The organism is Gemmobacter sp. 24YEA27, from assembly GCF_030052995.1.
Classification (GTDB): Bacteria; Pseudomonadota; Alphaproteobacteria; order Rhodobacterales; family Rhodobacteraceae; genus Pseudogemmobacter.
Genome location: NZ_JASJPW010000003.1, coordinates 141,646 through 161,104 on the forward strand (window position 1 = coordinate 141,646; position 19,459 = coordinate 161,104).

At 64.5% G+C, this 19,459-nt stretch carries 22 protein-coding genes; 7 read left to right on the forward strand and 15 right to left on the reverse strand.

The window, feature by feature from the left end; all coding sequences use genetic code 11:
• Positions 1-21 precede the first annotated feature (21 nt).
• From QNO18_RS20760 to QNO18_RS20775, 4 genes are read right to left on the reverse strand one after another with little or no spacing between them, the layout of a single operon-like run.
• The gene (locus QNO18_RS20760) at positions 22-240 is read right to left on the reverse strand and encodes a hypothetical protein (protein WP_283179423.1); all 219 of its coding nucleotides are present in this window, start codon (positions 238-240) and stop codon (positions 22-24) included.
• On the reverse strand, positions 240-2,066 hold the full coding sequence (locus QNO18_RS20765; RefSeq protein ID WP_283179424.1) for a hypothetical protein: 1,827 nt from the start codon (positions 2,064-2,066) through the stop codon (positions 240-242). Before QNO18_RS20765 ends, QNO18_RS20760 begins: the two co-directional genes overlap by 1 nt.
• 10 nt (positions 2,067-2,076) lie before the next feature.
• Positions 2,077-2,652 carry a hypothetical protein gene (locus QNO18_RS20770; RefSeq protein ID WP_283179425.1) on the reverse strand — a complete coding sequence of 192 codons (576 nt, stop codon included), beginning with the start codon at positions 2,650-2,652 and terminating at the stop codon, positions 2,077-2,079.
• Between the two features lies 1 nt (position 2,653).
• Complete coding sequence (locus QNO18_RS20775) at positions 2,654-3,118, reverse strand: hypothetical protein (protein ID WP_283179426.1); 465 nt, start codon at positions 3,116-3,118, stop codon at positions 2,654-2,656.
• Positions 3,119-3,290: 172 nt separating this feature from the next.
• Here QNO18_RS20775 and QNO18_RS20780 point away from each other — a divergent pair, with 172 nt between their 5' ends.
• Positions 3,291-4,400: a helix-turn-helix transcriptional regulator gene (locus QNO18_RS20780; protein ID WP_283179427.1), complete on the forward strand. Its 1,110-nt coding sequence runs from the start codon at positions 3,291-3,293 to the stop codon at positions 4,398-4,400.
• Between the two features lie 8 nt (positions 4,401-4,408).
• On the opposite strand, the gene QNO18_RS20785 is transcribed toward QNO18_RS20780, so the two are convergent.
• Together QNO18_RS20785 and QNO18_RS20790 are read right to left on the reverse strand one after the other, a co-directional pair.
• The gene (locus QNO18_RS20785; RefSeq protein ID WP_283179428.1) at positions 4,409-5,053 is read right to left on the reverse strand and encodes an AraC family transcriptional regulator; all 645 of its coding nucleotides are present in this window, start codon (positions 5,051-5,053) and stop codon (positions 4,409-4,411) included.
• On the reverse strand, positions 5,002-5,394 hold the full coding sequence (locus tag QNO18_RS20790; RefSeq protein WP_283179429.1) for a cupin domain-containing protein: 393 nt from the start codon (positions 5,392-5,394) through the stop codon (positions 5,002-5,004). The genes QNO18_RS20785 and QNO18_RS20790 overlap by 52 nt, the downstream gene beginning before the upstream one ends.
• Before the next feature lie 93 nt (positions 5,395-5,487).
• Here QNO18_RS20790 and QNO18_RS25805 point away from each other — a divergent pair, with 93 nt between their 5' ends.
• From QNO18_RS25805 to QNO18_RS20805, 4 genes are all read left to right on the forward strand, one after another.
• Entirely contained in the window at positions 5,488-5,934 is a 447-nt protein-coding gene (locus QNO18_RS25805) for an MFS transporter (protein WP_349293917.1), read from the forward strand.
• Entirely contained in the window at positions 5,913-6,521 is a 609-nt protein-coding gene (locus tag QNO18_RS20795; protein ID WP_349293918.1) for an MFS transporter, read from the forward strand. The genes QNO18_RS25805 and QNO18_RS20795 overlap by 22 nt, the downstream gene beginning before the upstream one ends.
• A gap of 2 nt (positions 6,522-6,523) precedes the next feature.
• Positions 6,524-6,688 carry a hypothetical protein gene (locus QNO18_RS20800; protein WP_283179430.1) on the forward strand — a complete coding sequence of 55 codons (165 nt, stop codon included), beginning with the start codon at positions 6,524-6,526 and terminating at the stop codon, positions 6,686-6,688.
• Positions 6,689-7,064: 376 nt separating this feature from the next.
• Positions 7,065-8,450, forward strand: coding sequence for an NtaA/DmoA family FMN-dependent monooxygenase (locus QNO18_RS20805; protein ID WP_283179431.1), 1,386 nt, complete (start codon positions 7,065-7,067; stop codon positions 8,448-8,450).
• Positions 8,451-8,506: 56 nt separating this feature from the next.
• On the opposite strand, the gene QNO18_RS20810 is transcribed toward QNO18_RS20805, so the two are convergent.
• The 9 genes from QNO18_RS20810 to QNO18_RS20850 all read right to left on the reverse strand — a co-directional run bounded on the left by QNO18_RS20810 (position 8,507) and on the right by QNO18_RS20850 (position 17,567).
• Complete coding sequence (locus QNO18_RS20810; protein ID WP_283179432.1) at positions 8,507-9,394, reverse strand: NAD(P)/FAD-dependent oxidoreductase; 888 nt, start codon at positions 9,392-9,394, stop codon at positions 8,507-8,509.
• 4 nt (positions 9,395-9,398) lie between these two features.
• The gene (locus tag QNO18_RS20815; protein WP_283179433.1) at positions 9,399-9,842 is read right to left on the reverse strand and encodes an Rrf2 family transcriptional regulator; all 444 of its coding nucleotides are present in this window, start codon (positions 9,840-9,842) and stop codon (positions 9,399-9,401) included.
• Between the two features lie 88 nt (positions 9,843-9,930).
• Positions 9,931-11,253: a type II toxin-antitoxin system HipA family toxin gene (locus tag QNO18_RS20820; RefSeq protein WP_283179434.1), complete on the reverse strand. Its 1,323-nt coding sequence runs from the start codon at positions 11,251-11,253 to the stop codon at positions 9,931-9,933.
• Entirely contained in the window at positions 11,243-11,575 is a 333-nt protein-coding gene (locus QNO18_RS20825; protein WP_283179435.1) for a helix-turn-helix domain-containing protein, read from the reverse strand. The genes QNO18_RS20820 and QNO18_RS20825 overlap by 11 nt, the downstream gene beginning before the upstream one ends.
• Before the next feature lie 160 nt (positions 11,576-11,735).
• Positions 11,736-12,074, reverse strand: coding sequence for a DUF3325 domain-containing protein (locus QNO18_RS20830; protein WP_283179436.1), 339 nt, complete (start codon positions 12,072-12,074; stop codon positions 11,736-11,738).
• A gap of 2 nt (positions 12,075-12,076) precedes the next feature.
• On the reverse strand, positions 12,077-13,669 hold the full coding sequence (locus QNO18_RS20835; protein WP_283179437.1) for a PepSY-associated TM helix domain-containing protein: 1,593 nt from the start codon (positions 13,667-13,669) through the stop codon (positions 12,077-12,079).
• Positions 13,666-13,998, reverse strand: a complete 333-nt coding sequence (locus tag QNO18_RS20840; RefSeq protein WP_283179438.1) for a DUF3649 domain-containing protein — start codon at positions 13,996-13,998, stop codon at positions 13,666-13,668. The genes QNO18_RS20835 and QNO18_RS20840 overlap by 4 nt, the downstream gene beginning before the upstream one ends.
• 113 nt (positions 13,999-14,111) lie before the next feature.
• On the reverse strand, positions 14,112-15,473 hold the full coding sequence (locus QNO18_RS20845; protein WP_283179439.1) for a hypothetical protein: 1,362 nt from the start codon (positions 15,471-15,473) through the stop codon (positions 14,112-14,114).
• A 66-nt stretch (positions 15,474-15,539) separates the two neighbouring features.
• Positions 15,540-17,567: a TonB-dependent receptor gene (locus QNO18_RS20850; RefSeq protein WP_283179440.1), complete on the reverse strand. Its 2,028-nt coding sequence runs from the start codon at positions 17,565-17,567 to the stop codon at positions 15,540-15,542.
• Between the two features lie 317 nt (positions 17,568-17,884).
• Here QNO18_RS20850 and QNO18_RS20855 point away from each other — a divergent pair, with 317 nt between their 5' ends.
• Positions 17,885-18,427, forward strand: coding sequence for a sigma-70 family RNA polymerase sigma factor (locus tag QNO18_RS20855; protein WP_283179441.1), 543 nt, complete (start codon positions 17,885-17,887; stop codon positions 18,425-18,427).
• Between the two features lie 11 nt (positions 18,428-18,438).
• A complete protein-coding gene (locus tag QNO18_RS20860) occupies positions 18,439-19,395 on the forward strand; it encodes a FecR domain-containing protein (protein ID WP_283179442.1) in 957 nt (318 codons plus the stop codon).
• Positions 19,396-19,459: the final 64 nt, after the last annotated feature.

The following is a 19,459-nucleotide window of genomic DNA, read 5'->3' on the forward strand; positions in this document are numbered from 1 at the left end:
TTCGATCTTTCAGCAAGGACCTCACGGGCCGGTCACCACGCTCAGCCGTGTCTCGCCTGTGCCGACCACTTTCAGGTAGTAAATGCCAGCCGGGATATCGCCCTGGTCATTGCGCGAGAACGAGGAATCGCTGCCGGAATGAGTGAGCGGGATGATCGTCGCGCCGGTCGCATCAAAGAGGCAATAGCCCGGCAGACCCTCGGCATAGGCGCCTGACCAGGAGATGCCCGCCTGTGTCATCACCGTAATTCCGCCATTTGTTTCAATGCGGTAGAGGCGGGGGCGGTGGCGGTCGTGGTCGCTTCGATTGTGCCCCCTTCGGGCGTGGTGGCGGTGGTGATGTCGTCGCCCTCTGTCTTGCAGACCCCATCTGCGGGGGCGAATGGCGCGTCTTTTGGCGTGAGAATTGTCAGCCGTTTCTCTGCCGCGCTCGCGGATCGGGCAAAGCTCTCTTCGCCGGTGACGGCGACATCGAAGAGGCAGGCCTCATGCAGGAAGGGATGACTGACCCCCCCGCAAAGGCTTTGCGCGAGGTCGGCAGCCATTTGCGCCGGCGCCTCATAGGGGAAACTGCGGTCGGTGAAATCCGCCGTTCCCTCGTCATCCGCATAAGAGAACAGCGATTCCTCATCGCTCACCCGCCAGCCGTCGACAAAGCCCGCAAGCTGTGTGGCATCACCGGCCAAAGCCAGGGCGCCGTCACGGCCGGACAGATCATTTGCAGCATCGCCATCATCCAGCCCCAAAAGCCCGCGCCGCGAGGGGTCGGCCCGACGCCATTGCACTGAAAAATCCAGATATCCCGCGTGGCGGTCGACCCAGAGCGTCGAGAGATCGGGCCAGATCAGCACCACATGTTTCATCTCATCGCCTTCGCGCCAGAGGCCAAGCGCGCCGCCTTCCGGCAGGTCATAGCGCAGGGTCTCGCCCGGTCCGGCCAGGGCCCCATCGATGCGCAGGCTGCCATCTGCCAGAACCTGGATCACCACGCCACCGGCGCGGATCGCAAAACCGGTGATCGCGCTGACGGACCGACTGTCCCTCCAGGGCTGAATCCTGGCCTGCAACTCCTGGCCTGCGACCCCCGTAGCCAGCACGAATTCGCCCACAGCCTGGGTGGAAAAGCCGGTGCCGTCAAAGGTCAGGAAATGTGGCTCGCCAATGCCACTGGCGCTGCCTTTGCCGCCGTTTCCGGCACCGTCGGGTCCGGCCGGGCCATTGCTGCTGTGCCAGTTCTCATCCGGGTCCAGATCGATCCTGCGATTGCCCTCCGGGTCGATATATTCGTGCGAACCATCGGCATGTTCGATCTCGCGCGAGCCGTCCGGCCCGGCCAGTTCGATGTCGCCATTCGGGTCGTAATGCGACATCCAGCCATCGCCCATATCGAAGAACCGGTCGATATTGCCGTCATTGTCGCGATACCAGCTGTCGCGCGACCCATCCTCGCGCGGGGCATCGCCGTGCCAGTGGCCGGTGTCGTCCCAGTAATCGTATGAGCCGTCGCCATGGCTGACAGAGCCGCGGAAGCCGCTCTCCCAGCTCTTGCCGCCCCCCGGAGAGGCGCCGTAATTCGCGCCACCTCCCGTGCCACCAGCCGGGGGTGATATGGTATGCGTTCCCGGGCCGATCGGCTCCAGCCTGACCGGGCCCGGCTTCGGACTGGGCCCGCGCGCCAGGATCAGCCGATCCGCGCCGGCGCGCTCGCCGCGGGCCAGTTTCAAAAGCGCCGATGTCCGGCTTTGCACCGGCGGCGCCGCGCGCAGGCCAAGGTCGGCGCGTGGGGGGAGGGCGTTGCCATCGGGACCAACCGGCACGGTCAGTGGCCAGTTCAGCGGGTCATTCCAGTCTGTCTCGGGAAGGGGATCGGGTTGAGCCGCAGGCAGAGAGGCAGGTTGCGGCGCTGTCGACATGGCCGGCTCTGCCGGGGCGGGCTGCGTCACCCCTGGAGTTGCAGGTTCCGCCGAGGGCGGAGCGGTCCGTGACCCGTAATGCCACAGGCCACCACCACCCGCCGCCAGCAGCAGAGCCACCACTCCGGTCAGCGTCCAGGTCTGGCGGTTCATTCCGGCCTCCTCACTTCGTGCAGTCGATATAGGTGAAGCCGTCGCATTTCCCGGCGACACATTCCTTGCCGGTCGCAAGCGTGATGCTGTGGCCGACATTCTCTTCGATCTGCCAGGCCGAAGCCCCGGCAAAGCCCTGGGAGGAGCAGAACCGATCCGCCGATGCCTCGCCGCATTGCGCCGCGAATTCATAGCACCAGTCGAGCCGGATCCCGTTGAAAGCGGGCGCCTCAAACCGGGTCGTGACAGCTGGCTCGGGGTCTGCCACGGCGCCGGGATTGCCTTCACAGGCGATATATTCAAAAGTGCCGCAATCATCGGCCTCGCAGAGCCGGCCATCGCTGATCAGCATGGTCGGCTCGCCGAGCGGCCCCGGCTTTTCGCCGAAATCCACGGCTTCGGCGTAATCGTTCAGGACGCAAAAGCGGTCGGCGGCGGGTTTGCCACATTCAGCGCCCCAGTTGTAGCACCAGTCGAGCAGTGTGCCATTGATCCGGGGCAGCTCGAATACCTGTGATTGCGCAAAGCCTGCCTGTGGAAGGGCAGCCAGCACGAGGCACAGCACCTCCAGAGAGATGCGTTTCATATCAATGCACCTCGATCTTCGCCTTGCTGATGAAGAACCCGTGCCCCGCCCGCGAACTGCAGGTCAGCCCGGTTTTTGATGACAGGCAGGTAAAGGGTCCCTCCGACCAGCTGTTGCCGTAGTCCAGCGGCTGATCGAGCGAACAACAGCCCTGTTCGCCCGGCTCGTTAATCCGCTTTGCCCTGGTTTTCGCGCCAAGGATCACTGTGACATAGCTCGGCTCGACCCGGTCGCATTGCAGTTCGGCCTGACCATCGGCACTTTCATAAACCGAAGTGCCGCCCGCCGGGATATAGATGCAGCCGATATTCCCCGATGGCGTGACGAAAATGACCTCGCCATCCGGCCCGCTGCTCAGCCTCTGGGTTTCGGCCCGTGCCGCGCCTGGGATCATGACCGCCAGAGCCAGCGTTGCGCTCAGCGCCAGGGCTGCAACCCGGCCCCGGACAGGAATATAAAATGCCATCAGATCCTCCATTTCGCCTCGGCCCCAGCTAGCGACAGGCTTTTGTGGAAATCCTCCCCCGTTCGGGTAGGATGATGGAATTCCAGACCCGCAAACGGCCCGCCCTGCGAGAATGTCACCGTGAAGCGCGCCGGGATTGTGTCGCCGCGGATTTCCAGGTCGGGAGACCTTGATGACCAGTGCCGTTGCCGAACTGCCCGAGGTTGTGGCCCGCTTCTATGCGGCGGCGCTGAATTCCGACCTTTGGGCAGAAGCGCTGGATCTGATCACCCAGGCCTTCAATGCGCGCGGTGCCATTCTGCCCGCCGCGACCTTTGTGAAAGGTGCCCTGCCGCATTCAAAGGGGATGGAGCCGGTGCTGCAGCAGTTCTTCGAGGAGAACTGGCATCTGTGCGATGCCCGTACCATCGCCGCACAGCGCTATGTCAGCGCGCATGAGGTGGTGACAGATCAGCTTTTGTTTTCCAGGGCAGAGATCGACCGCAGCCGCTATTATGCCGGTTTCGCGCGGTCTGCCGGGGTGCCCTGGTTCTGTGCCGCGTCCCTGGCTATAGACCCGACCCGTAATTATGTCGCGCTCTCGTTGCAGCGAACCGAGGCGCAGGGCCTTTTTGACGATCATGACCTGGCAAAACTCGCGCAGCTCCTGCCGCATCTGCGCAATGCGGCCGACCTTGCGCGCAAGGTGGCCCATGTCCGGGCCGGTGGCATTTTGCAGGGGCTTGACCAGGCGGGCACGCCGGCGCTGATCGTGAACGGCTGGGGGAAGGTGCTGTTTTCCAACGGTTGTTTCGACCGTCTGTCGCATAGCGCGCTCCGGGTCAGTGCGGGGCGTCTGGTGGCCAGTGACCCCGGCCGCCAGTCGGCGCTGGCCGGGATGATCGATGCCGCCGCACAGTCGAGCCTGTCCCTCGGTCACAACCCTGGCCCCCTGATGCTGCCCGGCGATGAGGGCGTCGCGCCGCTGATCCTGCGTGCCGCACCCTATCATGGGGCGATGATCGGGGCCTTTGGCGTGGAAGGGGCGCTCCTGACGCTGGTGGATCTTTCCGCCACGCCGCAGACCTCAGCCGCGGCTTTGCGCGCGGTGTTCGATCTGACCCCGCGCGAGGCGCAGGTCATGGCGCTGATCGGGCATGGCCACGACCTCGACCGGATCGCGGGCCTGTTGCGGGTCTCGCGCGAGACGGTGCGGTTTCACCTCAAGGCGATCCTCGGGAAAACCGGCGCCCATCGGCAAAGCGAGGTCGCGGCGCTCGCGCTGCGGATTGGTCCGGGCTGATCCCTGGGTCAGGCCTGTTTCACCGCAAGGCGGGCAAGGCCAGGCGGCTGCCCCGTTGCGCGTTTGAAGGCGCGGCTGAAGGCGGCCTGTGAACTGTAGCCCAGACGATGCGCCGCCTCTTCGATCCCGATCCCGCCCTGTGCGATCCATTGCCCGGCCAGCCGCATCCGCAGATCGGTGATATAGCGGATCGGCGTCAGGCCGGTCACCGCGAGGAACCGTTCGGCAAAGACCGAGCGCGAGGCGCCCATCTCATGGGCCATCGTGGCGACCGTCCAGGCCCGCCCCGGATCGCGGTGCAAAGCCAGCAGCACCCGGCCAAGTTTCGGATCGCGCAAAGCCTCGACCCAGCCCGAGGCGCTGCCGCAGCCGCTTTCGACCCAGCCCCGGATGATCGAGGCCGCGACCACATCGGCGAGCCGCGCAAGGATGCCGGCAAAGCCCGCGCGCCGGGTGCGGGCCTCACGCTCCATAGCCTCCAGTACCGGAAGGATTTCGGGCTGACGGTCGGCAAGCTGGCTCAGCTGCATCACCTCGGGCATCATGCCGATCAGCGGCAGCATGGTGCCAAGATCAAGATCCATACAGCCGCTGAACAGGATCACATCCTGGCTGCGGCAGGCCGCCTGATCGCAGCTTTTGATCTCATCCACCGCGTCACAGATCGGCGCGCTGGCGAAATCGGCAAGGTCGCGCAGCGGCGCCCCGGCTGTGAGACCAGCGCATGTCCGGTGCCGCGTGGCAGGAAAACCGCATCGCCACAGCCAATGTGGCGCGGCGTGCCGTCGATCACCAGCCAGGCCTCGCCCCGCGCGACGAAATGCAGCTGCGCCTTGCCCGGCGCGCCGCCGAAGCCGATGCCAAAAGGGGCCGACAGCTGCATCCGGCGATAGCTGATGCCATTGAGCCGCATGCCCATCAACAGCTCGCTCATCATATCAGGGGTGCTGGTGCCGGCCATCGGCAGCGTGGCATTCGGGGATCGGTCGAGCATGTCGGACGCCTGATCAAAAATTGCGGACATGCCATCATAGATCGTCCGCATCAGGAAGGATAGACCACCAGTCCCGACTGACCTTCGAAAGCTTTGACAGATGCACGGATCGCTCACCCTCCCGCCGGCCCCGACCGGATCACCCCGCGCTGGTGCGCCGTCTACGCGCTGTGCGTCGGCGTCTTTGGCCTGATCACCGCCGAATTCCTGCCGATGAGCCTGCTTACACCCATGGCAGAGGACCTGCAGATCAGCGAGGGCCTGGCCGGCCAGGGCGTGACGGCGACCGCAGTGGTCGCGCTTTTCACCGGACTTTTGATCGCAACGCTGACGCGGGGAATAGACCGGCGGCATGTGCTGCTGAGCTTTTCGGTCCTGCTGGTCGTGTCGAACCTTCTGGTGGCGACCGCGCTTAATTTCCCGACCCTGCTGGCCGGGCGGCTTTTGCTTGGCGTGGCGATTGGCGGGTTCTGGACCATGTCGGCCGCGACCGCGATGCGGCTGGTGCCGGGGCGGATGTGCCAAAAGCGCTGTCGCTGATCTTTGCCGGCGTCTCGCTGGCGACGGTTGTGTCGACACCGCTGGGCAGCTGGCTTGGCGCACTGGTCGGCTGGCGCGCGGTGTTCCTCTGGTCGGCAGGGTTCGGTGCCATCGGGCTTTTGCTGCAATGGCGGACCCTGCCCGCGATGGCCGCGACCGGAAGCGCAAGCATCGGCACTATCTTCCGCGTTCTGTTGCGCTCGGGCGTCTGGCAGGGGATCTTCTGCGTCACCCTGGTCTTCACCGGCCAGTTCGCGCTTTTCACCTTTATCCGGCCGTTTATCGAGACCGCGCTCGGCGCGAGTGTCGGCTGGCTCACGACCTTTCTGCTGGGCTTTGGTGTGGCGAATTTCATCGGGACATTGCTGGCCGGGCCGCTTCTGAAACGCAGTGTCAGCTTCACGCTTTTTGCCATGCCACTGATCGCCGGGGTCTGCGCGCTGGTTCTGTCGGGCCTTCATACTGCATCGCTGCTGAGTCTTGCGCTGATCGCGCTCTGGGGCATGGCCTTTGGCGGGGTGCCGGTGGCCTGGACGACCTGGAACACGCGGATCGCGCCGGATGACGCCGAAAGCGCCGGGGGCTGATCGTGGCCGCGATCCAGTTCGCCATCGCGCTTGGTGCGGCAAGTGGCGGCGTTATTTACGACACGACCGGGGCGAACGGAGTCTATGCTTTCGGCGGGGTGCTGCTGGTTCTTGCCGGTCTGCTGATCGCGCTCGGTGTCCGCGCCCCGGCTGCGGCGCCTGCCTGAACATGCGTGGTGCCGGGGGTCTGATCCCGGCACCCGTCCAGCACAGGGGCCGCGCGGGCAGCTGCGGGCCAATGCATCACAGTACTCTATGCCGGGGCAGCTTCCCGGCCGCCGCAAACAGAAAATCCTGCCTGCCTGAATGCCCGGCTTTGGTCTCTGCACTGCGGCACCGACCCTGTATTTGAAATCAAATACCCGTGCCGACAGCTATATTCATCGCATCAAAGCGGCACTGACCCGCAGCGCCCCCACGCCCGCAATTTTCAGCCGAGGCAAGATGTCTTTCCTCTTGGCAATGAGGCCAGGCCCGGGGCTCTGTCGGGTTGCGAAATGTCGCGCCTGAGCCCCCTGTTCTGCCTCAACCCCGGACCTTAAGATGACCAAGAGACTGATTTTCAATGCCTTCTGCATGAATGCCCTGTCGCATGTCTATCATGGCTACTGGCGCCATCCCGATAGTCGTCAGGTCGATTTCAACGACCTGAAGGTCTGGACTGATCTCGCCCGGCTGCTGGAAGAGGCGCGGTTTGACGGGCTGTTTCTGGCCGATGTGCTGGGCGTCGATCCGGTCTATGACAACAGCCGCGACATCTATATCGAACAGGGCATACATTTCCCCTCAAATGATCCGTCAATCCTGGTGGGCGCGCTGGCGGCTGCGACCGAACATCTTGGGCTGATGTTCACCTCGTCGATCATCCAGGCGCATCCGGTCGAATTCGCCCGCCGCGTCTCGACGCTGGACCATTACACGAAAGGCCGCGTCGGCTGGAACATCGTCACTTCGGCCAATAAGGCCTCGGCGGATCTCTTCGGCCATGACGGGCTTACGCGGCATGATGATCGCTATGCCTGGGCGCAGGATTATGTCGAGGCCACCTATAAGCTTTGGGAAGGCTCCTGGCAGGAGGGCGCGCTGCTGAAAGACCGGTCGGCGGGCCGTTTCGCCGATCCGGCCCTGGTGCATGACATTCATCACCAGGGGCCGCGCTACCGTATCAAGGGCGTGCATAGTTCGACTCCTTCGCCGCAGCGCACGCCGTTTCTGGTCCAGGCCGGCTCATCGCCCAGCGGGCGCGCCTTTGCCGCCGCCCATGCCGAGGCGACTTTTATCGTGGCCCTGACGCCGGATGGCGCGCGGCGGGCGATTTCGGATATCAACAGCCAGTTGCCCGCCCATGGCCGCGCGCCCGGCGATATCCTGTTCTTCCAGGGGCTGTCTTTCGTGATCGGCTCGACCGATGAAGAGGCGCAGCGCAAGGCGCGCGAAGCCGATGACTGGGTGAATTTCGACGCGCTCTCGGCCCATGTCGGGCGGGATCTGGGCGTGGATTTCGCAAGGCTGGACCCAGATCAGCCGGTGCGCGAGCTGAAGATCGAAGGGCTGCAGGGCTTCACCACCTTTGTCGAAGAGGCCAATCCCGGCAAGGTGGTGCGGCTGCGCGATCTGAGCACGGCGATGAGCTATAATGGCCGCATCATCGGCTCGCCCGAGACCATCGCGGACCGGCTGGCGGAATGGCGTGACGCCGGGATTGATGGGGTGAATATCGCTTATCAGACCCTGCCGGGCAGCTTTGCCGATTTCGCGCAACATGTGATGCCGGTCCTGCGCCAGCGCGGGCTGGCGCAAAGCGATTATGCGCCCGGCACCTTGCGCGAAAAGCTCTTTCCCGGCCGGGATGCGCAGCTTGGCCCTGGTCATCCGGCGGCCGCGCATCGCGTCGCGGAGGTCAGCGATCCGGAACTGCTGCCGGCGTGAGATGCCGGGGGCAGGGCCGGGGGTGGGCCTCCCCCCGGTGGCTCATCCTCCGGATCTCACCCCTCGGGCCAGACCAGCGAGCGATGGATCTGCGCCCCGGCCCAGGCGCCATCGCCCACCGCCAGCGAAACCGAATGCGGCGCGCGGGCGGTATCGCCACAGGCAAAGACACCGGGAATGGTGGTCTCCTTGCTGTCGCCGGTGAGGATCTGGCGCCCCATCGGCGTCTCGGTCATCGCGCAGCCAAAGTCCTCGGCCAAAGGGCTGGCCGGTGAGGTGCGCGTCGCGGTGAAGAGCCCGGCAAATTGCAGCACCCGGCCATCTGTCAGTTCAAGATCGGCATGTCCGGAAAGGCGGGCAACCGGGGTCGTCTCGATCTCTGCACCGCGCCGCGCCAGATCCGCGCGCGCGGCCGCATCGGGCGCGTAAAGGCCCTGGGTCAGAAAGGTGACCGCGCCCCATTCCGGCAGCAACTGCGCCTGATGCAGTGACATCGGCCCGGTGGCGATCACACCGATCCGGCCCTGGTCAAGCTCATAGCCATGGCAATAGGGGCAGTGAAACACCGATTTGCCCCAGCGTTCTGCAAGTCCCGGGATCTCGGGGAGCTGATCTTTCACACCGCTGGCAAACAGCAGGCGCCGGCCCTGGACGGGATCTCCCGCCGCGAGGTCAACCTGGAAGCCATCGCGCTGGCCAGAGACGCCGCAGGCCTCGTTCCTGATCCAGGTCAGGGGAGGATAGGCCAGCAGCTGGTCGCGCGCCTGTGACCAGATTAGCGCCGGGTCGACCCCATCCTGGCCCAGAAACCCGTGTGACTGGCCGGCAAAGCGGTTGCGCCTTTCGCCCGCGTCGACCACCGTCACTTTGCGGCGCGCGCGCAGCAGTTGCAGGGCGGCTGCCATTCCGGCGTAGCTGCCCCCGATCACGATCACATCCTGCATCTTTCTACTCCTGAGCGGCCCGCCATGCGGCATGACGGCGGGCGAAATCCCCGGCCAGATCGGCCAGGGAGACGGCGGCGAAACGTTCCAGCAGCAGCGCCTCGGCCTCTTCGAAAGCGTGATCCAGCGCCGCATTCACTGCCTGTTCGACCAGACAGTCCGGCGTCTCGTTGCGGTTGCCGATGGCGAAGATCGCGGGCTCGCCCAAAGCCTCATGCAGCTGGCGCAGGCTGACTGTCGTCAGATCGGCCGAGATCCGCCAGCCCCCGGCATGACCGCGCGCGGCGGCCACCAGCCCGGCCTCGCGCAACAGCCCCATGGTGCGGCGCACCACGACCGGATTGGTGCCAAGGCAGAGGCCAAGCGCCTCGGAGGTCATGGGTCCGTCATGCTCTGCCATATGCAAAAGCGCATGAAGGACCGAGGAAAGGCGGCTGTCACGTTTCATGTAACTTCATATGTTTCAAATTGAGATATGTGTCAAGAGGGCCGCCGAAACCGCGCGCATCACAGCCCTGGGCCGGGTTAAGAAGCGTTCAGTCTGCCATGATGCTGCTGCGCGCCTGGTCGAAGGCGTCACGCAGCGCCTGTTGGCCCGTCAGCGCCTCAATCGCATAGGCATTGAGGAACTGGCGACCCGCAAACAAACGGCGGTCAACCGGGCTGAGCGCCGCCTCTTCGCAGATCGGTCGCCACTGGGCCGCAATCGTTTCGATCTGGTGCTGCATCAGCGCCAGCGCCCCGGCCTCGCTCAGATGGAAATCCGGCGCGGCAGTCAGGCAGGTCGCAAGGCGGCTTGCGCGCGCAGTGCCCTTGATCAGCATCGCCTGACTGGCCTCGCTGCCTGTCCGGCCCTGGGGGCAGATGTCATAGGCCGGTGTCAGGGTCAGCATCCTGCCATCCCAGAACGCCGCGTGGTTCCTCGCGTGATCATCAGTATTGCCGCAAAGCACATTGAAACAGATCCGCGCGTAAAGCTCGTGCAGCGTCGCCCTCGGATTGGTAAAACGGTGCCGGATCAGCTCTGCCAGATCCTCGTAAGAGGCGTAGCGGGCCATCATCTCGTCAAGCCCGAGCATGGTCAGGGCCGAGACCATCGCCTGCCTTGTCCAGCCATGACCTGTGTGCCGCCGGTCAAAGCGTTCGATCAGAAGCACATCCTTATGTGCGGCGCGGGTCAGCTGCACGGGGGCTGCGTTCAGGCCACAGCCCCGCGCCAGCCGCATGGCGATGAACTCGGCCTTGACCACGCTGTAGGTGTCATTGCTGGCGGAAAACTTGGCAATGAATTTCCGATCGCCGTCGTCAATCAGCGCCTTGGGCCGCGCGCCCCCGATCGAAGTGCCGTGATTGAGCGCCTGGTCCAGCGCCGGCGGCAGCGGTATACCCTGTTCGATCAGGGCGGCGGCCTCTGTCAGCTCGCCGAGCGAGGCCTCGGTGGCAAGGCGCGGAATATATTCCGTGGCCGAGGCCTGAAAATCCAGCGCGCCGATCCGGTCTGACCCCGAGTGCAGCAGAAAGGTCAGCTCCCCCAGTTCCGGCACATCCGGGGCATCCGGGCGCCTCGCCGTCAGCCGGTTGAGGATCACCCGGCGCCCCCAGGCGTCGGGCGAGCCGTCGCGGATCGCGCTTGCCATCTGCAGACCGGGCGCAGGTTCGATCAGCCCTTCGCGCAGCGGCAGTTCGGGGGTGTAAAGTGCAATTGCCCCGGCCAGGCGCCGGTAGCTTGCGCCATAGGTGAAAGTCAGCCGCTGGCCGTCGCGGTCGAGACGCCCAGCCACAACCGGCTCTGTCGCATCCGGCAGCCAGACCCAGACATAGGCGCTTGTCGGGGGGCGCAAGGGCGTGTCAGAAGTCATCATCGGCCTCCTTCACGCTGCGGCGAACCGCTTTCGGCAGCAAAGCCAGCTTTTCGCCAAGATGGGCATTTTGCAGCTGCAGGCCGCGTTCCTCTTCGCCAAACAGCGCGACCCCGACCAGCGCCGCGACCTCGAACACCGTGCCGATCTCGGGGCCGGGCGCGCCCTTTTCGATATTGGAAAGCGTGGTGCGGCTGATCCCGGCCCGATCGGCAAGATCCTGTGCCGTCAGCCCGCGTTCAGCCCGGCCAATGCGGATCAGGCGACCCAGCATCAGGAGCGCCTCGCGGGTGACGCGGGAATAGGTTCTTTTGCGCGGCATGACGGGGCCTTGTCCGGTTTTCCCGACATAAGACAGGGGCGGGTCCATAATTCCGGACATGATGCTGTTGCAGGCGGACCCTTGTCAATGAATGATCAGTAAACTGAACATAAAAGCGTATAACGTCCATAATTATGGTCATAAAATCGGTTCCTGGCCATTAAAGCCTGGCAAGACCAGCGCCAAGCATCACCAGCGCCGGCAGAAATGGCAGAAGGCGGCGGTTCTTCCCGGTTGCATAAGTCAGCACCATCGCCAGCGCGAAGGCCGAGACGGTCAGAAGCCCCAGCCAGGCCGAGACTGCAATCACCGGGTTGGACCAGGCCCGCATTGCCCCCGGCAAAGACAGGCTCAGAAAAACGATGCCGGCAAGGCGGAAGAGGTGCTTTTCTGCCTCGCCCGGCTTTCCGCCGCGCAGTTCCTCGTGATGGCGCGGCATCGCAAGGGCAAGGGCGGTGAAACCGGCATAGCTCAGGATCAGGGTAGACCACGCATACATGGTCATTCTCCGGCGATCTGGGGGGCAGGGGGCGCTACCGGTTTGCGGACGCGCCTCGTGGGTTGTTTCTGCCGCCCGGGCCGCGCCTTCCAGCTTGCGTAAAGGCAGGCGGACCCGCTGAGAAGCGCCATCAGCTCGACTGAGACCAGCACCATATTGCCCTGCCACAGCGCCCGGACCAGGTTTGACGGACCGGTGAACGCGTTCAGGATCGGCAGCGTCAGCAAAAGCACTGCCGCAAGGCCGAACTGTTCACACCAGGATTTCGCGGGCGCGCGCAGGAAAGGGTGGATCAGCGCCAGCGCCCAGATCGCGAAAAAGGCATGAATCTCGAGGCCTGCCCGATCCTCCACCCCTGCCGGGATCAGTCGGTTGGCCCAGAAATAGCCGGCGGTCGCCACTGTCAGCCCGGATATCGCGCTGACATTCAGCCGGTCAACCAGCCGCAGCCCAAAGGGCTGCACGCCGGATTTCGCATGTTTCTGCGCGCGTTTCGACACCCAGAGCACCAGACCCGATCCGACCATCACCGTGCCCGCGACGCCTGAGACAAAAAACAGCCAGCGCAGTCCCGTATCGGCAAACCGCGCCCGGTGCAGCGCGCCAAGCGCCATATTCACACTTGCGACAGTCGAGGCGTCGGGCCGCCCGGTCGCATCGATCAGCGCGCCGCTCAACCCGTCAAACCGCATCCGTTCGGACCCGTTGGAGCCAGAGCCGCTCTGCACCGTCACCACCGACTGGCGGAGCGGGATCAGGAGGATCTCGGGCCGGTCGGTGTCGAGGTCTTCGATCTGGATCCGCCCGACCGGCATGCCGCCCCAGGCGGTTTCGGCCTGCGCCAGCAGCGGCGCAAGCGCGGTCAGCTGGGCCAGCGGGCCGGACGGCAGGGCTTCTGCGACCTCCTGCGCAGGCGCGGGGCCACGCGCAGGGCCGCGTTCGATCACAAAAGGCATCAGCGTGGCGACAAACAGCACCAGCCCGGAAAAGGTGATCATGATATGATAAGGCAGCGCCAGAACAGCGGTCATATTATGCATGTCGAGCCAGGAGCGCTGGCCCTTTCCGGGGCGGAAGGTGAAGAATTCCTTGAAGATTTTCTTATGGGTGATGACGCCCGAGATGATCGCGATGAACATTGCCATTGTGGCGATGCCGACAAACCAGCGCGCCAGCTCGCGCGGCAATCCGTGCAATTCGAAATGGAAACGGTAGAGGAAATCGCCCCCCGCCGTCTCGCGCGGGGTGAGGATTTCGCCGGTGGAGGCATCAAGCACAGTCGCGGGCGCGCCGCGCCGGCCCGGGGCCTCGCCGGGATTGGACCAGGAGACCGCGAGCACCGGGCTGCGGCTTTCGGGCAGGGTGATCGACCAGGACGCCGCCGCAGGTGCCAGCTCCTTCAGCCGCGACATGGCGAGCCCCACGGGATCTTCGGAGACCCTCGAAGCGTGCAGCTCGGGCTTCATCCACCAGGTCACCTCGGTGCGGAAATAGGCCAGGGTGCCGGTGAGGAAGATCGCGAACAGGAGCCAGCCGAGCAAAAGCCCGGTCCAGGTGTGCAGCCAGGCCATCGACTGACGGAAGCCATTTTTCATGCGCCTGCCTCCGGGGCGAACCACCACAGGGCAGCACAAAGCGCCACCGGCACCAGAATGCCCGCCCAAGCGCGCCATGCGTCACGCGTGGCAAAGGCCCAGATCGCGGCCAGCGCAAAAACGACAAAGGACAGCATCAGCGCAAGCTGGCCTGCATCACGCGGCTCCATCGGCACCTGTGCCCGGAAAGCCAGCACGAAGAGGTTCGCCAGCAGATAGCCCCCCGCCAGGGCCGCAAGACTGCGCGAGGCGACTGCGAGCCGGTAGCGCAATCCCTCATCTTCGGGTTTTGGCCTTACGGCTTCGGTCTGGCGCGCGCGGGCTGGCATATCGGGATCCGGATCGGGAAAGCTGCGGGGGGAAACACCCCGCGCCCGGGTGGGGTCCGGGCGCGGGAGATCTGCGGCGCGGGAGCGATGCGCCGCAGTGGGGGGGGAGCCGCTTACTCTGCGGGGGCAATCCGGGTCAGCTGATCGGCTTTGGCGTCCTCGGGGCCGCGCGCCTTGTTGACCGCGAAGACCACACCTTCGGGGGTCACGGCGAGGTGGTTCGGGAAGGAATGGCCGTCGAGATTAGCACTAATCGCCCCCGTCGCCGCATCAACCACGGTGATCGTGTCCGAGGCCCGGTTCGCCACATAAAGCTGGCCGGAAACCGCATCAAAGACCACATTCAGCGTCTGTGCGCCGACCGGCGTGTCAAAGAGCACCTTGCCATCAGTATCCAGCGCGATCACGTCATCGCTGCCTTGCGAGGCGATGAAGATCCGCCCGCTTGGCGGGTCGATATCCACGCCAGACGCGGTTTTCGCGCCCGGCAGCGGGATGATCGTCGTCTCGCGGCTGGTAAGGTCGATCCGGGCCACTTCCGGCGTGCGCAGCGACACGGTGTAAAGCTGGCCCTTATCGGCATCAAGAACGAGGCTCATGGTGCCGAACTGGCCGCCACGTTCGGCCGACTGCACCTCGAAGCCTTCCAGCTTTTGGAGCGTTTTCAGATCGAATTCCTCGATCCGCGTGCGATGGGTCGACACCCAGGCACGACCGCGCGCCTGGTCGATCACCACATCGCGGGGCTTTTCAACCGAACCCGGTTCGAACTGTTTCACCAGCGTCAGGTCATCCTGCTTATAGATCGCGACCGAAGAGGTACGGGTATTGGTGACCCAGACGGTGCCATTCTCGTCATCCACCGCGATGCCAAAAGCGCCGTAAAGCCCGTTTTCTTTGTCGAAATAGGGCGAGGCCTCGGCCAGTTTTTCCAGAGTGGTCGCGTCGAATTTGACGATGGACGAGGTGCCCTTGTCGCCGCGCCCGGTGGCAGATGCGGTGAAAACGGTGCCGTTCCTGGCGCTATAGGCGACCTGATAGACGCCCGGCGCGGTCTTCACGCTGCGGCTGGTGTATTTTTCGCCCCCCGAAAGTGCAATCTCGGGCGAGATTTTCAGATCGACCACGGCGGCGCTGTCGGGGCCTTCGGCCTCGACCACGATCGGGTGCTGGCCGGTCACCGCATCCGCCGGCAAGGTCAGCGGGAAGGAAAATTTGCCCTCCTGATCGGCGCTGAGGCCCTCGGGCGAAATCAGATCGCCGCCGCGGCTCAGGGTGATGATCTGGCCAGGGGCAAAGCCTTCGCCCGAAACCTCGACCGCGCCGCCGGGATAGGCCGGGCTGCGGTTCGGCCCCGAGAAGGAAACCTGGCCTGTAAAGGGCGCGGGCGCATCAAACACCGCATCGGCGGCGACAAACGAGCTGCTGCCCATCAGAAGGACAAGCGCGAGAACAGGGCGGGAAAGGCGGGTCATGACGGCTCCTGGAAGATCAGTGAGAAAGCGTCCGGCCCCCGTGTGAGGGGCCGGGATCGGATTGGCTCAGAAGGTGGTGGTCAGCCCGACAAAGAAGCGGCGGCCATCATTGTAATTGGTGGAGCCGAAGGTCGTGTCGCCGATATTATAGACCGCGACCGACCCTTTGACGTTCTCGTTGAACTCGTAATCGAGCCCGATATCAAAGATCGCGTGTTCTTTGATCCTGCTGTTGCCACTGTCAAAAGACGCGCTGCGATATTGCGCATTGCCCCAGACCGACAGTGCCTCATTCGCCTGCCAGTCGATGCCGAGATTGGCGACATGCAGCGGGCTGTTGTTGAACCTGGTGCCGGTGCGCGCGCCTTTGGTCACCTTGCTGTCGGCATAGGTGTAGTTCAGGTTGAAGCCGACATCGCCCAGCACCCAGTCAATGGTTGCCTCGACGCCGTTCAGCTCTGCCGCGTCGCGGTTAACATATTGGTTGATCCATTTGATCGGATCGGTGGGGGTGTTCATGCCGCAATTGGTGGGCAGGCCGGGGTAATTGACAGGATCGGCGGGGTTCATACAGATCCGCTCGGTCGTGATCCGGTCCTTGAAGCGGGTGTGATAGGCGGTAAGGCCGATCTGCACGCCGCTTTCCGATTCCCAGATCGCGCCGATCTCGAAATTGGTGCTTTCTTCGGGTTTCAGACTGGTATTGCCCTGGTCGCGTGCCCGGCCATCGCCACCGGAAGGTTCAAAGATATTGCTGTCGGCCTGTTTCAGCGACGGCGTCTTATAGCCGCCCGAGACCCCGCCCTTGATCGTCAGCGCGTCAGAGGCATGCCAGACCGCATAGAGGCGCGGCGTGACATGCGAGCCATAGCGCTCGTTCTCGTCATAGCGCAGGCCGAAGGTCACCGTCACATCATCGGTCAGGTGGAAATTGTCTTCGCCGAACACCGCCCGGTTCCAGCGCGTCATCACCGGATTGACGCTGACGCGGTTCGGCGAATGGCGGGTGGTCTCGTCGCGGTAATCAAAGCCCAGTGTCAGGTCATGGCGCCCGAAACTGACATTGGTTTTCGAATTCAGGTTCCAAAGCTCATAGCCCGAGATATTGGTGCCGTTCTTGAAATCGACATCTTCATAGGTGACGAAGCTGTTGGTCTCATAGCCCTCACCCCAGGTGATCTTGTGACCAAGCGCGTAGTTCATCCGCTCGACCTTCACACCGCCGGGGGTGCCGCCAGGGGTCAGGTTCACAGTGTCGGAGGTGCCGGACGCCACTTCGAAATCCAGGCCCTGATTGTCGTCGAGCATCCAGGTCAGCCTGGCCCCGAGGGATTTGCGTTCGGTATCCTGCGAGGGGCGCGCGCCGGTGCCGGCCACCTGCAGCGCAGGCTTCGAGCGGTCATAGATCGAGCCATAGACCGCAAGGCCAAGGCGCCCCTCGATCAGCGGCCCGCTCAGATAGAACCGCCCCTCATGCGCAGAACCGGCGTTATTGTCCTGCCAGGTCGAATTCCCCAGCATCAGCGAGCCCGACCAGACATCGGCAACCGGTTTGGTGATGACATTGATCACGCCACCCGAGGCCGCAGTGCCATAAAGCGACGACATCGGCCCACGGATCACCTCGATCCGGTTGATGGCGGAAGGCGGCGGCAGGTAAGACATCGCGAGGCCGGAGCCGAAGCCGTTATAGGTCGCCTCCTGCGAATTGCCGATGGGGCGGCCATCGACCAGCGTCAGCACATAACTTTCGCCAAGGCCCCGGATCGAGATGGTCTCGGCGCCGGAGCGCGCCGATGGCGAGGACACAACCACGCCCGGCACCCGGCGCAGGACATCGGCGATCGAGGCATAGGGCCGCGAGGCGATCTCTTCGCCGGAGATCACGGTGATGGTCGCCGGCGCGTCAGGCAGGGCCTGCGCCTGGCCGGTCGCGGTCAGAACGATGGTGCCAAGGTTCTGCGCTTCTTCCTCTTCGCCGGCCTTTCTGGTCTGGGCCATCACCGCCGTCTGCGGCACGATCACGGCCAGCGCAATGGCCCAGACGGGCAGGCAGGACAACAGCCCGGCCCTGATTTTGTGGTTGGTTTTCATCACATCCCCCAGCCGGGCCAGGTTGGGCCCAGAGCAAAATTCGGTTTCATGAGAGGTTCACGCGGCAGGCGGGCAGTCACTGAACCACCGCGCAAAGTTTTTTTGTCGGTTTTTTGCCGCGCCTTTGCATAGCCTGTGACGGGGCGCGAAAAATGGCGCCAATATGCAACAGAGACCTGCCCGGGCCCGTCGTAACCGTCGCAGCCGGTGGACAGGCCCCGGGGCGCGAAATAGGGTCTGGCTCCAGCCGGATGCGGGCGCTCGCGCCCCTCTATGCCAGATCCTTCATCCCTGTTCCGGATCCTCTGGCGCCCCTGATGTCTTCCACCGAGTCCGACGAAATCGGCCGCCTCTACAGCGAGGAGAGCGCCCGTCTTGAGCGACAGATTGCGCGGCGGACGGGCAATCCCGCGATTGCGCGCGACCTGGTCCATGAGGTGTTTCTCAGGGTCTGGGAACGGACGCGCGGGGTGACAGGTGCGTTTTCCGGCAATCCTTCTGCCTTTCTCAGCCGTTCCGCGAGGAATGCGGCCATCGACCATCTGCGGCGCGAAAAGGTACGTGACAGCCATACCAGCAGCGCGCTGCCCGAAGCCGCGCCCGCCGATCCGGCTTTCGCGGAAATCGCTGCGCGCCAGTCGCAGGAGGCGGTAAAACGCGCGATCCGCGACCTGCCGGAAACGACGCGCCGGCTGTTCCTGATGAACCGGGCCGAGGGCCTGACCTTCCAGGAAATCGCAAGCCGCTGTGGCATGTCAGAGCGCAATGTGGCAAAGCATATGGCGAAAGCGGTGGCGCGCTGTGCCCGCGCGCTTGAAGATCCCCCCGCAGACAGCCCCGCCCACCAGCGCAGCGAATGAGGCCGGTTCTTTTGGCGCAAAACCCCGTTTCCCAGGATCAGATCCGCGATGAGGCCGCCGAATGGCTGGTCGCAGTGACTGCACATCCGGCGCTGGAGCAGGACAGGGTTTTCCGCGCCTGGCTTGCGGCCGACAGCCGCCACGCCGCAGCTTTTGCCAAAGCGCAACAGGCCTGGCAGATTGCCGGTCTGGTGGGCGCTGATCTCGCGGCGGAGGCGCCGGTTGCGGTCGTTCCACTGCGCCCTGCAGGGCGGCGGCTCTGGCGGGCCGGCGCCGGGCTCGCGCTGGCGGCCTCGCTGGTGGGCGCAGTCTGGCTGAACCAGGTGCGCCCGGATCTGCGGCTGCGGCTGGTGGCGGATCACGTCAGTGTTGCGGGCGAGATCCGTGATTTCGCGCTGCAGGATGGCAGCCGTACATTGCTTGATGGCGGTTCGGCGCTGGATTTCACCGCTGACAGCGACAGCCGCCGGGTGACGCTGCTGACCGGTGCCGCCTGGTTCGATGTTGAAAAAGACGGCCGCTCCTTTACCGTGCAGCTGGGCGAGACCGAAATCCGTGCGCTTGGCACGCAATTCGGGGTTCGCGATTGCGGCAATTGCGTCGAGATTTCGCTGGAAGAGGGCAGTATCGCGGTCACCGCGCCCGGCCTCGACGAGATGTATCTGACCCCCGGCCAGCAAATGCGCCTGCGTCCTGGCGAACCGCCGCAGCTTGCCGGCACTGATGCGCCCGAGGCGCTGGCCTGGCGCGACGGGCGCTATATCTTTTACGATGTTACCCTGCGCGAAGTCGCGGGGGTGCTGGCCCGCCATGGCGCCGGCGCGATCCTTTTCGGGGATGCGGCGCTGGCCGATCGCAAGATCTCGGGCAGTATCAGCCTCTCCGATACCGGCGCCGAATTACAGGCGCTTTCAGAGGCGATGGGCTTTCGCATCTTCGCCCTGCCGGGTGGCAATCTGTTGATGTGACCCTTTCGCCAGCCGCCGGGGCCAGCGACATCGCCTGCCAGCCCTCGCGTCCCGCCAGCGATAT

Coding starts and splice junctions, on each gene's coding strand:
- QNO18_RS20760 (WP_283179423.1), bottom strand. CDS start 240: ATGACACAGGCGGGCATCTCCTGGTCAGGCGCCTATGCCGAGGGTCTG.
- QNO18_RS20775 (WP_283179426.1), bottom strand. CDS start 3,118: ATGGCATTTTATATTCCTGTCCGGGGCCGGGTTGCAGCCCTGGCGCTG.
- QNO18_RS20765 (WP_283179424.1), bottom strand. CDS start 2,066: ATGAACCGCCAGACCTGGACGCTGACCGGAGTGGTGGCTCTGCTGCTG.
- QNO18_RS20840 (WP_283179438.1), bottom strand. CDS start 13,998: ATGCCAGCCCGCGCGCGCCAGACCGAAGCCGTAAGGCCAAAACCCGAA.
- QNO18_RS20835 (WP_283179437.1), bottom strand. CDS start 13,669: ATGAAAAATGGCTTCCGTCAGTCGATGGCCTGGCTGCACACCTGGACC.
- QNO18_RS20825 (WP_283179435.1), bottom strand. CDS start 11,575: ATGCCGCGCAAAAGAACCTATTCCCGCGTCACCCGCGAGGCGCTCCTG.
- QNO18_RS20845 (WP_283179439.1), bottom strand. CDS start 15,473: ATGACCCGCCTTTCCCGCCCTGTTCTCGCGCTTGTCCTTCTGATGGGC.
- QNO18_RS20780 (WP_283179427.1), top strand. CDS start 3,291: ATGACCAGTGCCGTTGCCGAACTGCCCGAGGTTGTGGCCCGCTTCTAT.
- QNO18_RS20770 (WP_283179425.1), bottom strand. CDS start 2,652: ATGAAACGCATCTCTCTGGAGGTGCTGTGCCTCGTGCTGGCTGCCCTT.
- QNO18_RS20855 (WP_283179441.1), top strand. CDS start 17,885: ATGTCTTCCACCGAGTCCGACGAAATCGGCCGCCTCTACAGCGAGGAG.
- QNO18_RS20805 (WP_283179431.1), top strand. CDS start 7,065: ATGACCAAGAGACTGATTTTCAATGCCTTCTGCATGAATGCCCTGTCG.
- QNO18_RS20790 (WP_283179429.1), bottom strand. CDS start 5,394: ATGCTCGACCGATCCCCGAATGCCACGCTGCCGATGGCCGGCACCAGC.
- QNO18_RS20830 (WP_283179436.1), bottom strand. CDS start 12,074: ATGTATGCGTGGTCTACCCTGATCCTGAGCTATGCCGGTTTCACCGCC.
- QNO18_RS20815 (WP_283179433.1), bottom strand. CDS start 9,842: ATGAAACGTGACAGCCGCCTTTCCTCGGTCCTTCATGCGCTTTTGCAT.
- QNO18_RS20850 (WP_283179440.1), bottom strand. CDS start 17,567: ATGAAAACCAACCACAAAATCAGGGCCGGGCTGTTGTCCTGCCTGCCC.
- QNO18_RS20810 (WP_283179432.1), bottom strand. CDS start 9,394: ATGCAGGATGTGATCGTGATCGGGGGCAGCTACGCCGGAATGGCAGCC.
- QNO18_RS20820 (WP_283179434.1), bottom strand. CDS start 11,253: ATGACTTCTGACACGCCCTTGCGCCCCCCGACAAGCGCCTATGTCTGG.